The 12,436-nt window shown below is 37.3% G+C and carries 14 protein-coding genes; 9 read left to right on the top strand and 5 right to left on the bottom strand.

Features of this window, described 5'->3' with window-relative positions; all coding sequences use genetic code 11:
- Positions 1-345: 345 nt before the first annotated feature.
- From FFJ24_RS04485 to FFJ24_RS04495, 3 genes are all read left to right on the top strand, one after another.
- The gene (locus tag FFJ24_RS04485; RefSeq protein WP_138822944.1) at positions 346-1,611 is read left to right on the top strand and encodes a GTP pyrophosphokinase family protein; all 1,266 of its coding nucleotides are present in this window, start codon (positions 346-348) and stop codon (positions 1,609-1,611) included.
- Between the two features lie 21 nt (positions 1,612-1,632).
- The gene (locus tag FFJ24_RS04490; protein ID WP_138822946.1) at positions 1,633-2,448 is read left to right on the top strand and encodes a hypothetical protein; all 816 of its coding nucleotides are present in this window, start codon (positions 1,633-1,635) and stop codon (positions 2,446-2,448) included.
- A 311-nt stretch (positions 2,449-2,759) separates the two neighbouring features.
- Complete coding sequence (locus tag FFJ24_RS04495; RefSeq protein WP_138822948.1) at positions 2,760-3,011, top strand: hypothetical protein; 252 nt, start codon at positions 2,760-2,762, stop codon at positions 3,009-3,011.
- Positions 3,012-3,234: 223 nt separating this feature from the next.
- On the opposite strand, the gene FFJ24_RS04500 is transcribed toward FFJ24_RS04495, so the two are convergent.
- Positions 3,235-3,873: a hypothetical protein gene (locus tag FFJ24_RS04500; RefSeq protein WP_138822949.1), complete on the bottom strand. Its 639-nt coding sequence runs from the start codon at positions 3,871-3,873 to the stop codon at positions 3,235-3,237.
- A 945-nt stretch (positions 3,874-4,818) separates the two neighbouring features.
- Between FFJ24_RS04500 and FFJ24_RS04505 the strand changes: the two genes are divergently transcribed.
- Positions 4,819-5,361, top strand: coding sequence for a hypothetical protein (locus FFJ24_RS04505; RefSeq protein ID WP_138822951.1), 543 nt, complete (start codon positions 4,819-4,821; stop codon positions 5,359-5,361).
- A 126-nt stretch (positions 5,362-5,487) separates the two neighbouring features.
- On the opposite strand, the gene FFJ24_RS04510 is transcribed toward FFJ24_RS04505, so the two are convergent.
- Both FFJ24_RS04510 and FFJ24_RS04515 read right to left on the bottom strand, forming a co-directional pair.
- On the bottom strand, positions 5,488-6,366 hold the full coding sequence (locus FFJ24_RS04510) for an SDR family oxidoreductase (protein WP_138822953.1): 879 nt from the start codon (positions 6,364-6,366) through the stop codon (positions 5,488-5,490).
- 21 nt (positions 6,367-6,387) lie between these two features.
- The gene (locus tag FFJ24_RS04515; RefSeq protein WP_138822955.1) at positions 6,388-6,756 is read right to left on the bottom strand and encodes a DoxX family protein; all 369 of its coding nucleotides are present in this window, start codon (positions 6,754-6,756) and stop codon (positions 6,388-6,390) included.
- Between the two features lie 107 nt (positions 6,757-6,863).
- On the opposite strand from FFJ24_RS04515, the gene FFJ24_RS04520 reads away from it, so the two are divergent.
- The 5 genes from FFJ24_RS04520 to FFJ24_RS04540 all read left to right on the top strand — a co-directional run bounded on the left by FFJ24_RS04520 (position 6,864) and on the right by FFJ24_RS04540 (position 9,987).
- Entirely contained in the window at positions 6,864-7,226 is a 363-nt protein-coding gene (locus tag FFJ24_RS04520; protein WP_138822958.1) for a helix-turn-helix domain-containing protein, read from the top strand.
- A gap of 258 nt (positions 7,227-7,484) precedes the next feature.
- Positions 7,485-8,291, top strand: a complete 807-nt coding sequence (locus FFJ24_RS04525) for an SDR family oxidoreductase (RefSeq protein WP_138822960.1) — start codon at positions 7,485-7,487, stop codon at positions 8,289-8,291.
- 67 nt (positions 8,292-8,358) lie between these two features.
- A complete protein-coding gene (locus FFJ24_RS04530; protein ID WP_138822962.1) occupies positions 8,359-9,270 on the top strand; it encodes an AraC family transcriptional regulator in 912 nt (303 codons plus the stop codon).
- Between the two features lie 44 nt (positions 9,271-9,314).
- Positions 9,315-9,653, top strand: a complete 339-nt coding sequence (locus FFJ24_RS04535) for a nuclear transport factor 2 family protein (protein ID WP_138822964.1) — start codon at positions 9,315-9,317, stop codon at positions 9,651-9,653.
- 13 nt (positions 9,654-9,666) lie between these two features.
- Entirely contained in the window at positions 9,667-9,987 is a 321-nt protein-coding gene (locus FFJ24_RS04540; RefSeq protein WP_138822966.1) for a MazG-like protein, read from the top strand.
- 1,190 nt (positions 9,988-11,177) lie between these two features.
- On the opposite strand, the gene FFJ24_RS04545 is transcribed toward FFJ24_RS04540, so the two are convergent.
- Both FFJ24_RS04545 and FFJ24_RS04550 read right to left on the bottom strand, forming a co-directional pair.
- Positions 11,178-11,501, bottom strand: coding sequence for a nuclear transport factor 2 family protein (locus tag FFJ24_RS04545; protein WP_138822967.1), 324 nt, complete (start codon positions 11,499-11,501; stop codon positions 11,178-11,180).
- A gap of 18 nt (positions 11,502-11,519) precedes the next feature.
- Positions 11,520-12,314: an SDR family oxidoreductase gene (locus FFJ24_RS04550; protein WP_210419457.1), complete on the bottom strand. Its 795-nt coding sequence runs from the start codon at positions 12,312-12,314 to the stop codon at positions 11,520-11,522.
- Positions 12,315-12,436: the final 122 nt, after the last annotated feature.

Raw genomic sequence — 12,436 nt, forward strand, 5'->3', positions numbered from 1 at the left:
TGCTCGTTTCGCCACGGTAACTCCCTGTTTCACCACGTTCGATGATTGGTTTTGATTTCTTTGGCTGAATTGATAGGGGAAGTCTCTGTTAATTGGTACTTCACTGGAGTTCAAGTTTTTTAATCTTGACTCCGGCTTTTTATTTCCTATTGATTTGCGCTTTAGTAAAATGATTATTAAGGATAATTATTTATAAGCTTTGGAAAGCACAAGTCAGCCATAACAGTTCCCAAGCGGCTAAGACTTGCGTTAGGAAAGTGTTATAAAATTTTTGCAACGTGAAGTGACAAGAGTCAAAGTATTTCTATATACTTACATATCAAATTAACCCCAAAGATAACTCTCATGAACGTAGTCGAAGAATTTATAAAGCAGTACAACAAAGAATACGATTACTACCAAAAGCTTTCACAAATAGTGTCTAGCAAAATTGAAGACCAGCTTTTTAAACGGGGTATAAAAGCAATCGTCACTTTTAGAGCAAAAAAGCCAGATAGACTTTTTGATAAGTTAACAAAACGAAATCAAGGCAAAAATTATGAAAGCATTAAAGATGTTTATGAGGATATCGTTGATTTGGCAGGAATAAGAGTTTCTCTTTATTTTCCATCGGATCGCGATATCTTAGACGAAATAATCACTGAGCTTTTTAATGTTGAAAAGAAAAAGAAGTTTCCTGAACAGGCGCATAAGCCAGTGCACGAAAAACGTTTTTCTGGATACTGGGCCACTCACTACCGAATAAAGTTAAAAGAGGAAGGGTTAATAAAAAGATATTCAGATTCAATTGTTGAAATACAGGTTGCCTCTGTGCTAATGCATGCTTGGTCGGAAGTAGAACATGATTTAGTGTATAAACCTTTTTCAGGAAATTTATCTGCTTCAGAACTCGCTATCCTTGATGAAATAAATGGTCTCGTATTAAGTGGTGAAATTGCATTAGAAAGATTACAAGTCGCTATGGCTGAAAGAACACGCTCAAAAAAAGATATAAAAGACAAGTATGAATTAACAAACTATTTGATTAATAATCTTGATAAAGACTATCATGATAAGATTAAATTAGGCGATACTTTTTTGTTGAATAATTTTCTGAAAACCAATAAAACGCTTAACACAAACACCTTTACAAAATTTATTAGTAAAATTAATACAGATCTTAATGAATCCGTTACTGATCAATTACTAGGTATGTTGTTTAACGAGTTTAACAGCAAGCTGAATTTGGTAGACGTGAAAGACTATTTTAAGAATTTGAAGATTTCGGAAAGAAAAGCATCAATCTTTGAGCTTTTTGTGAAATATTGGGTGATTTTGGAAAAAGCTACACGCGAGTTTATTACCGAGGATGAAAAAAAGTCAAGAAAATACATGATCCCGAACTTTAGTGTTTTGACAGATAAAAATGTACTAAATACAAATGAGGTAAGTGAATTAAATGATCTTAGAAAATTACGAAATTATCTTCTACATGGAATCGACACACCAACCGATAACCAATTGAAGAAAAGCCTGGAAATTTTAAAAGCAATAGCATTGAAAGTGGTTAACGGGATTGAGAATCAAAAAAATCGCGAAAAATTATTAAGTGAAATAAATATGTTAGGATAACTGCTATAAAAACAATTGAAAATGACTTCAAACATAGAAAAATATAAGAATGAACTATTAGACTTGATAGATGAGGGGAGTGATTTATTAAATGCTATGCAATATGAACAATTCCCTGGTCAGTTTAAGAAAGAAGCAATGGCAACTCTTAAAACCGACGAAAAAGTCATGGCTTTCATCGGGAAATTGCCTGATTTTTCTACCAGCTACCAACTTTGGTATTCGGAAGCTTTGGTTTTAATTAAGCAACTTTTGCCAGACAGAGTACTCGATTTCGTTAAGTTCTATGAAAAGCCAAAAACTAGAAAAGATGTATCTTATGGAAACTATGTTATTGAAGACTATTTACAGAAATTAACCATAACTAGAGGATATAATCAGGAAAAAGTAGTAGGACCTGATGCAGCTATTCCCCAGTTTAGACAGCAATTAAATATAGTAAGATCCGTCAAAAGGCGTTTCGAGAGCTCTTTATTTGACATTAGACAATTAGTGCAGGCAGATTTGTTCGATTCAGAGTTAGGCTCTGCTAAGGAGCTTGCCAAACATAAGTTTATACGGGCTGCGGGAGCAATTTCAGGTGTGGTTCTTGAAAAACACCTACATCAAGTAGCGATAAACCATAAGTTAAATGCGGGAAAGAAAAATCCTACGATTAATGATTTTAACGAATTATTAAAAAATAACGACGTCATAGATACAGCTAAATGGCGATTCATTCAACATTTAGGAGACATTCGTAATTTGTGTGACCATAACAAAGAGAAAGATCCAACATTAGCTGAGGTAAGCGACTTGATTAATGGTGTTGAAAAAATTATAAAGACAACTTTTTAATGTTTGACCCATCTTTAAGTAGTCTTGAGCCTTATGATACAGGGTAGGGAGACTACATATAAAGGATAAAACCTTGTGAAGTTTAGAAACTCAACACTACACCATAATCCGTAGAGTCGCTGTAATTAACTCTATGGGCAGATAGGGAAAGAAACTTAGATATGCATCAGCCGGTAATCAGATTTTTGCCCAGTTTGGCATTAAACAGATAACTCACTTTCCCTGAAATACAAAGTAAGGTAGGTAAGGTAGCGAGGTTATCAGAGAATGTAAATAAGTCGTATATTGCAGCTTAAGGTAATTCAAAATTTATGAGTGAATCATTAAACATTGGGGATATGGTTAAGCACCAGTTTCTAAAAGAAGGGCCAGAAATGTATGTCGCAGCAATTAACCAAGGTTCAGTAGTTTGCAGATATTTTGGTGCAGGTGTTTTTCATAGTGTAGAGTTTACATTTGAAGAGGTTCTCCCTGCAGACAAATGTGAAGCGGTACACAAAGCGCAGGCTGAAGAACAGGCTCGAAATTCAAGAAACCTCCACAATATGTTAGGTGGAATCTAGCATGTTAAAGACCGTGTGTTTTTTTTTAAAAAGCCCTTATCCCCAATTAGGGGCTTAATCCTTTACTCTGGTGCAGTTTAAGGGTCCGAAATCGTTGTGAATTTGCTAAACGTTAATCTGCCAGTAAGTAATATATAAAGTGTGCCGCTAAGGAGGTAATTTGAATTCTAACATATTTTAAGCCCTCACAATCCGCAAGGGCTTAAATTTAGTTAGCCATTCATCACTCAAAACTTCCTTTCCCATCAGCAACATAGCTGTAAATCACCATATATTCGGTTCCGTTCTTTTGGAAATGCCCGATAGGAATATCGCCTTTTTCAAAGTAAGCTGATTTACTTTCGAATGGAATACCGCAAAGCATGGTATTTGGTTCTATTTGATGATAAACAACATCGTTTCTATGGTTTGCAATGGCGATTAAGGCTGATAAATTTTTACTCGAACCTTTTTGGTTATATCTTAGATGATGCGGGTGCTGATTGGCCGATACCCAGGCACCCGGTTCCATCGGTTTATAAAATTTGCCTAAAGGGATTTCGAAGCGGCGTGGCAAAAAACAAGAGGCTATTGTTCCATTGGTAGTGATGGTTCCGGATTCTATAAAGAAATGGGTGATTTGAACCCAATGCCGGGTGAGCTGATACACATATTCCCGAATGGAATTTTGCCCGTCCTCTAAAAATTCTGCCCAACCGGTGTAGCGTGGCAAAGTCATCATGATTTCTGAAACATGCCCATCAATATGATGTAAGGTAGCCTTCACTGCGCAAATGGCAGGTAATACATTAATGTTGGCTGATTCAGCTGCAACCTGAACAGGGAGCTGTGTGTTTTGGTTTTTACTTTTGGTAGTTCGCATAACCGTAAAATAAAGTATCCTGGTCGCTGCGAACTACCAAATAACTCTTCACAGAGAAATTGAAAATGTGGGGCTACCACTCGACCAGGAATATTGTTAAAGAAATTTAATTGATTTTAGCTCTGTGTTTAAGTGAATGATGATATTAATTAGTAATTCGCATTAGCAATTTAGAAATAATATCTTAAATCTCAAAGAACTTTAATTATTAATTTTGTTTCTCATCAGCGTCCAAAGTGGGATCGGTCATTTCCTACTTTTTTGTCCGGTTATAATCTGGTAAAGTTGTCGATTCTAAAATCACCTTTATTTTTAACTTATGACTAAAATTTATTACTCTAAATCCTCAATAATAGGCTCAGCAAGAAATAAAAGACGATTTGTATATTCAATTATTCCTGCTGATGGTACTCAGTAAAAGATAACGCTTTGTAAAATATAGACTTACAAAGCGTTTTTAGTTTTAGTATGTATTTTTATATACAAACTTATAGCTATATCATAAATTATAATTGATATCTTCAATAAGTCGGCCGCCGAGTGTTAGGGTTGCTTGTAATGATTGGTAAATAGTTGATTTACAATTGAAAAGTTATGTAATATTTTGATAATTATATTTGGAAGTTTCAAACTTTACGCTATATTAGTTGTTATTAAGCAGAAGGAGCTAAAATAAGAATATGTTTAACGACATATTTTTTTGTAGAGTAGTATTTTATTTAAAAAATTATCCTACTTTTGCACTCCCTTAAATAACAGAACTTTAAATCGAATTCAAAATGGGTAAAGACAACAATTTTGGTCCATTGAACAGCAGGGCTGATCAAGGAGTATACATGGTTGCTTCTACAAAAAATACCATTAAGCCAGAAGCCGTAAAGTCTCAATTAACTAAAGTCTCAACTGAAGAAATAAGAACAATAAGATGTTCCGCTTATAAATACCTTGTTTGATAATTCTTATCCATTTACAAAGCTTTTTTCAAAGGATCTTGGTGGTAAAAATCATTTAAAAAGTAAAACTACTTACGTATTCAAGATTGATAATGGCGAGAGCTACTTAATTGATGTTGAAGAATATGGGCATAATATTTACATTATTAAATTCTGCCCAAAAAAACTAAAGCGACATCCCAAGAGGTTTAATATACTTACCAACGAAAACAAAATGCCTCAAATCGTTGCAACTTGTGTTCAGGTTATGTTACAAACCCTCAAAAAAAATCCACTCGCCAATTTTGGTTTTTTAGGATCAAATACTATTGATTTTTCCAAACAATATGTTGAGTCTAAATGCGAAACAAAAAGATATCGAATATATAGGTATGTTATGATGAATTATTTAAATGAAGAAACTTTTTCACATCACATGGATAGGAAAAATAGCACTTATTTAGCCATAAATAATAAGAATGAAAATAAGGACGAGATTTTGGTTAAAGCAAATAAAATGTTTGAGTCATTATTCCCTATGCTAACCGATATTTAACATAAAAACCAAGTGGCTTAAAACTTATAGCTTTTTGCTATTCGATATCATTTATTCAACGAGCTATAGATTTTTATATTTCGCCAAATCAACAGACACCAGTGACGGCATCAAAAGGTTTATCTGCTATTTTCTAAAATAATTTTCCAGATATTGGCTTACAGAAGTTGGTTCCCGCTTCAAAAAACGGGCTAAAGTATCATCTTCCTGATCCATTGCCTGCTGTTTCAATGCAGTACCCCACATGGTTAACATATTAATGTACATTTCCGGGACATTTGCCTTTTGCAGAATCGCATTAAATTCGCTGATGCCAGGAGATTTATATTCAATTTCTTTGCCTAGTATTTCAGATATATGCTGTGCAATGAATTCGAAACCTACAGCTTCGGAATTAGTCAACGTATAGGTTTTATTTTTATGGCCTTCGGTAATTAAAACATGAGCAGCAGCTTCTGCCAGTTCTTCACGAAGCACCCAACTCGCTTTTCCTTCGCCTGCAGGAAACAAAATGCTTTTAGTTTCCGCAACCTTATCACCTGAAAAAGCCATTATCATTTCTGCATAGATCCCATTTTGAAGTATCGTATAATCCAGTCCGCTTTCGGCCAGGTGTTTTTCAGTCTCGAGGTGGGATTTTTGAAAATCAGCAATCGCTGAGTCCTCAAATCCTGGTTTTCTCACAAAAGAAGTATACACAATATGGTTAACGCCTGCTTCTTTAGCCGCATTTATAGCGTTTTTGTGATGCTGTGTCCGGTTTTCAATCGCTTCTCTATTGTTGCTTGATACCAGCAATAATTTATCTACACCCGTAAAAGCCTTTACCATCGAAAATTGGTCGGTATAATCACCTTCCCTAATGGCTATTCCTTTTTCCAGGTCCTTTGCTTTGTTGCTGTCTCTTACCAAAACCGCAATTGCTGAAGGTTCAACTCCATTCTTTAACAAATGTTCAACTGCTTTAGAACCAAATTGGCCTGTTGCTCCTGTAACTAAAATCATAACTTATTTTTTAAATTGTTATTAATCTCTGTTTGTTTTTGGAAGTTTTGCACCACACACATACGACACAATCAGGATCGCCAGGAAAACCAATCCTGTTATCACTTTACCAACAGGATCGCCTACTGCCGCATGTGATAGGGAAGCTGAGGCAAACATAATAGCGAAACCGATGTATGCGGCTTCCCTCAACAAGCGGACAGGCAACCAGATTAAAACTGCACCTATAATTTTTGCAATTCCCAATTCAATCCTGAAATAATCGGGGAAACCTAAATGTGCCATGGAAATTTTAACTTCGGGCTTTGTAAGCGTTTCAAAAGCAATAAATAGCATCATTGCTGAAATAATTGCAGTTGTAGCGTAATAGGTAATTTTTAATTTGTTCATTTCTCTATTATTTTATGCTACAAAGCTATGTACATTTGCTAACCAAAGTATAGTAGTATACCAAAGGTGAGTAGTAACCTTTAGGTTAGTTAAATCAAATAGAAACTATGGCAACGAGTAAATTAGAATACACACCAGTACAATGTACAAACCGTATATCGGCAACTGAGGATGCCCTTTATGTTCTTGGCGGTAGGTGGACCATCAGGGTGATGATCGGGGTTTTAGGTGGCAATACCAGATTTAATGAACTGCAACGAACGGTAAAAGGAATTTCTGCGAAAATGCTGTCGGTAGAATTAAAAAAATTAGAAATAAATCAACTGGTGGAAAGGAAAGTGCTGGCCGATCAGTTTCCGGTTATAGTGGAGTACCTGCCCACTGAATATAGTGAATCTTTAAAGGATATCATCACGGCCCTGGCGCAATGGGGTACAAACCATAAAAAGAGAATTACAACTGATAATTAGGAGAAATATAACCGTTTTATCGAAAAGGATGGATTGTTTTTGCGTTAATTATCAGATTTCAAGGGGAAATATGTACTTATAGACTTTGTAATTTGGCTTAATTTTCAGTTTGGTAAAGTGGGAATAGCAGATTAGTTTGAACACCCGTTACAGCTTTAAATCCAAAACGTCATTTTGACTTACCATAATTCGTTTTAGACTAATTTCAGTGTTTATGCAATGCCCACTTTTGTATAGTTCAATCTAAAACAAAGAATTATGCAAAAGACAATTTTCATTACCGGAACCTCATCCGGGCTGGGCAAATCAACAGCCAAATTATTTCATGCAAATGGCTGGCATGTAATCGCAACAATGCGCGATCCCGAAAAAGAAAATGAATTGAAGGAACTTCCAAATGTAACCATAGTTCAATTGGATGTTACTGATTCGGAAAAAATAAAGAATGCGATATCAGAGGTTTTGAAGTCCCATTCTGTTGATGTAGTATTAAACAACGCAGGTTATGGGTTAATTGGTCCGCTGGAAGCCTTTACAGATGAGCAAATCCAGACTCAGGTACAGACGAATTTATTTGGCGTGATCAATGTTACAAGAGCATTCATCTCATATTTTAGAGAAAGAAAGAGTGGAACGTTCATCAATATTACCAGTACATTTGGCCTGCTGGGATATCCAACCTGCTCCATTTATAATGCTACCAAATTCGCTGTTGATGGTTTTTCAGAAGGTCTGGCTTATGAATTGGCACAATTTGGAATTTCGGTGAAAGTAGTGGCCCCAGGCGGAATGCAGACTAACTTTGCAGGAAGATCTCTACAGGCTGGAATGCACGAAGCTTACAGTCAACTGGTGACTAAGGTTAGTGAGGGCTATAGCGAAGAGCAGATTGCCAGTTACACAAAAGCAGAAGACGTAGCCAAAATCATTTATGATGCAGCTACAGACAATAAAGAACAGCTGAGGTATATTGCCGGCAATGATGCTAAAGGTTTATATCAAGAGCGCCTTGAATTAACTCCGGAAGGACAATTCGAAAAACTCCGTTCCCAGTTCGTATTTTAATAGATATAGCCATTCTATAATGGATTGACATGGGAGTGGCTGCTGATGAATTAACTAAATTTGTACAATGAGAAAACATCCGGTCCTATTCGATTCGCTTTCCCAGTTGCATAAGGCGATGGGGCAGGCGGCTCCGTCCCATCCGCTGATCAGCGTTATGAATTATGGAGATGCAAAGTTTGATCCAATGGATTTTGAGCATGGCATCATCCTGAATTTTTACAAGATATCTTTCAAGACGAGTTTTTCAGGGAAACTGAAATATGGTCAGGGATACTACGATTTTGAAGAAGGCGGAATGTCATTCATCGCCCCCGGACAGCTTTTGAAAATGCAGGATGAGGAAGCGGACTACAGCGGGATGACGCTCCATATCCACCCGGATTTCTTAAGATCCTATCCGCTAAATTCTGGGATTAAACAATATGGTTTTTTTAGTTATTCTGCCGCAGAGGCACTATATCTTTCGGAAAAAGAAAAAGCAACCATCCTGAGCATTTACAGGTTTATACAGGATGAGCTGAATGAGCGTATTGATAAATTTAGCCAGGATGTGATCATTTCGCAAATCGAGTTGCTGCTCAATTATGCCAATCGATTTTATGACCGGCAGTTTCTCACCAGGAAGACTGTGAGCAACGACCTTCTTGCCGGATTGGAACGGCAATTGGATGACTATTTTAGAGGAGAACGTTCTTTAATTAAAGGGCTTCCTGATGTGAACACTTTGGCTGAAAATCTAAATGTAACGCCAAGATATTTGAGCGATCTGTTGCGAAATCTTGTCGGATTAAATACCCGGCAATTCATACACGAAAAGGTGGTAGAAAAAGCAAAGGAATATCTTGCAAAAAATGAACTTAGCATTGCCGAGATCGCATATCATTTAGGCTTTGAGCACCCGCAGTCGTTCAATAAATTATTTAAAAATAAGACCTCCTTTTCTCCGTCAGATTATAAAAAGAGTTTGCTGAATTAGATTGAAAGAGTAAACAACCATAGTGATATGGTAAAAAAGAAAAAATGGACATACAAACTTTTATCACGGAATGGATTGCAGCCAGCAATACATTCGACACAGAAAAATATTTAAGTTTTTATTTACCTGCTGCTATTTTAGACGATCCATCGGTAGGTAGAAAGTTTAAAGGGCATAAAGGAATTCAGCAATATTTTGATGACTACTTTATAGGGTACAATACCCATACAGATCAGGTAGCGCTCAAGATAACAGATCAACAAAATGCATATTTGGAAGTTCAATTTTCTGGTGATTTTCCGGAAGGTAAAATTGGAGGAACATTTGAATTCAAATTTGAAAATGGTAAAATCTCTTTTGTTAAAGCCAATTTAATCCACTAAACAATATATGTCAATGAGTAAAGAAAATTTTGACGAGATTATCCACAGATCGCTGGAAATAAGAAAAAAGTACCATGAGCTAGAGCTGCTGCATCACGGAAGTGAGTGGACAGTGGAAGAAGATGCTTTGGCTTACCTTACTGATGCCGGACTGGTTGGACGCAACATTATGTCGCAACAGCAGCGCTGGCCTAAAGCCGGTTCTGAGACAGAACTGGAACATAAACTTGCTGAAAATATCTGGTGGTTAATTGTGTTGGCCGAAGGGTCTGGAATTGACATAAAAGAGGCGGTTGATAAATTTTTGACCAAAATGGATGTTGCGTTAAAGTAGAAACCGTGAGAAAATGAGGATAGCATAATCTAAGGGCTTTTGCAATTAAGGGAGGATTAGCAGATTGTTTGAACGCTTTTGACCAGAAGATATATTGCGGAGACTATAGTATTTCGCTCGATACAGATTAATATACTCAATAGTAGTGTTAAACCTTTATTTAAATATCTAAGAGCCTGTTTAAAATTAAATAAAATTTAATTCGTATGTCAGTCTGAGCGTAGTCGATGACTATTTCAACGCATTAATAAAACAATCGACTACGCTACAATTGACAGAATCCATTAGCACGGCCGTCATTCCCGCGCAGGCCTATAGTGTAGACACAATTAATTATAACATCTTCTATCGCTCTATGCCGCGGGGCATGGTAGTTTTTCGCAGACGATGTTGTTTTCTTTTGTGCTCAAGAATGCTATGCATTTTGGAGCGCCAAAGTACCCAAAGCGCTTTGTCAATCCAGCAATGAGCCTTTTGCACAATCCCAAGCGCATCAAAAAAACAGCGGCACTTCGTTTAATCAGGTGTTGTGTGTGTTTTCTTTGGTCTGATTGAGCCCTGCGGGGTTTGTGTTCAATATTTTTTTTAAAATTAAATCATCGGTTATGAACACAAAACCACTGCGTTTCAGGTTTGTTATTGCTATTTTTACTGTAGTGCACCTGTTTTTTTGATTTCCCCGGCTCTTGGGATTGACAGCGTCCTTAGTTAAATCCGTGCTTTATTAAAGTTGGTTAGCAAAACGCCTAAACTAACTCAAAAAAGATGTGTCCACACGATAGGCGCAGGCGGGAACCACGCAGTGCTCAGCGAAGCTAATCTTAAACCACTTGCATTACTATTATTCATGAGTTTACCTCGTTTCAAAGGCATTCATGATCACTCCGTGGTTCCCAATCAGGTTGGGAATGACGATTCCTCGCAGCCTATAATTCACTAAAAATCTGTCATTTATATTGATTTTATACAATAAATTATCCCTCAGTGTGACAGCAAAAGGCTATTTATATTTGTTATAGAAATTTAAACAGGCTCTAAATCAGCCAAAAGCCTGCCTCTTTCATATTTTGTTAAAAATAATTTGGATAGTTAATCATTACAACATTACCCGATAATAGCATAGGGAAACAAAACCGCCCTATCTAAGATAGGCGGTTTTCTGATGTTCGGTGTCACCGTGCTATATAATATTATTCGGTCACATTTAGGGAATCGATAAGGTTGTCCTTAAAGCCAAAATTGAAATTCAACTTTACCGGACTTCCCGGAAAGGTGCCCGAAACATTTGCTGTCAGTACACCGCTTGAGCCAGTCTGCTCATAGTTGAGTGGTTCCAGCTCAGATTTGTACGCATCCATTGCATGCCGGATCCATTGGTGAATTTCTTGTTTGCCATTATGGGTTTTCCCTTCGTCATGAACGGTGGCAGATTCGGTGAAACAATCCGCGAAAGCCTTGCTATCGTAATTGTGCTGCGTTTCTATGAAACGCGATACTACTTGTGGTAATTCCATGATGATATGTTTAAGTGGTTAAATAGTTGGTACCGTTCCGCCATCGATGACGAAGTTTGTGCCTGTTAGGTAACTGGCTCTTGGCGAGACCAGAAAGCCGACCAATTCGGCCACTTCCTCTGGTTGGGCCGGCCTGCCGAAAGGTATCCCTCCCAATGCATCCATAACACTTTGCTGAGCCTGCTCTATAGTGCTATTGGAATTTCTGGCAATCTCACCCAACCAGGCTTCCGATGCTGTAGTATTTATCCATCCCGGCGAAACGGTTAGCACACGTACACCTTTTGGCGTAACCTCATTTGATAAACTTTTACTGTAATTGATCAGTGCTGCTTTTGAAGCTGCATAGGGCAATGTAGAATCGTATAAGGGCAATTTGCCCTGGATGGAAGCGATGTGAATGATAACACCATCTTTACGATCGATCATCTGTGGTAAAAATCCCTTGTCAAGTCTGACTGGCGCAAGTAGATTAGCTTGCAGGGTCGATATCCAATCTTCATTACTCAATGCTGAAAACCCACCGGCTGGTGTTGTTGAACTGCCAAGGTTGTTTACCAGGATATCCAGCCTGCCATAGGTTGACAGTACCTCGCTGATTATTTTTTGCGCATCTTCTGGTCTGCTCAGGTCAGCAGAAACAAAATTAAGTTCCGGATCTGGTTGTTCGGCTTTGTTCCTCGCCGTAATGATCACTGTGGCGCCAGCGGCCTTTAAACGTTCTGCAATTGCTTTGCCGGCACCTTTGGTTCCACCTGTTACAAGGGCGATCTTTCCGGAAAGTTCATTGCTGTAATTGATTTGCTGTGTCATAATTTTAATTGTTATTTTTGACTAAATGGCTTTTGTTTTTGTTTACAATACAAATCTAGGGACTGTGAATGCTTAGAAACATGGCCAGATGCGGCCGAAATATGTTCAGATTTCCTTGCCAT

Source organism: Pedobacter sp. KBS0701, from assembly GCF_005938645.2.
Lineage (GTDB): Bacteria > Bacteroidota > Bacteroidia > Sphingobacteriales > Sphingobacteriaceae > Pedobacter.

Bases quoted from the DNA above. Each gene is read 5' to 3' on its own strand.
- FFJ24_RS04485 (WP_138822944.1), top strand. From the start codon at position 346: ATGAACGTAGTCGAAGAATTTATAAAGCAGTACAACAAAGAATACGAT.
- FFJ24_RS04490 (WP_138822946.1), top strand. From the start codon at position 1,633: ATGACTTCAAACATAGAAAAATATAAGAATGAACTATTAGACTTGATA.
- FFJ24_RS04495 (WP_138822948.1), top strand. From the start codon at position 2,760: ATGAGTGAATCATTAAACATTGGGGATATGGTTAAGCACCAGTTTCTA.
- FFJ24_RS04500 (WP_138822949.1), bottom strand. From the start codon at position 3,873: ATGCGAACTACCAAAAGTAAAAACCAAAACACACAGCTCCCTGTTCAG.
- FFJ24_RS04510 (WP_138822953.1), bottom strand. From the start codon at position 6,366: ATGATTTTAGTTACAGGAGCAACAGGCCAATTTGGTTCTAAAGCAGTT.
- FFJ24_RS04515 (WP_138822955.1), bottom strand. From the start codon at position 6,756: ATGAACAAATTAAAAATTACCTATTACGCTACAACTGCAATTATTTCA.
- FFJ24_RS04520 (WP_138822958.1), top strand. From the start codon at position 6,864: ATGGCAACGAGTAAATTAGAATACACACCAGTACAATGTACAAACCGT.
- FFJ24_RS04525 (WP_138822960.1), top strand. From the start codon at position 7,485: ATGCAAAAGACAATTTTCATTACCGGAACCTCATCCGGGCTGGGCAAA.
- FFJ24_RS04530 (WP_138822962.1), top strand. From the start codon at position 8,359: ATGAGAAAACATCCGGTCCTATTCGATTCGCTTTCCCAGTTGCATAAG.
- FFJ24_RS04535 (WP_138822964.1), top strand. From the start codon at position 9,315: ATGGACATACAAACTTTTATCACGGAATGGATTGCAGCCAGCAATACA.
- FFJ24_RS04540 (WP_138822966.1), top strand. From the start codon at position 9,667: ATGAGTAAAGAAAATTTTGACGAGATTATCCACAGATCGCTGGAAATA.
- FFJ24_RS04545 (WP_138822967.1), bottom strand. From the start codon at position 11,501: ATGGAATTACCACAAGTAGTATCGCGTTTCATAGAAACGCAGCACAAT.
- FFJ24_RS04550 (WP_210419457.1), bottom strand. From the start codon at position 12,314: ATGACACAGCAAATCAATTACAGCAATGAACTTTCCGGAAAGATCGCC.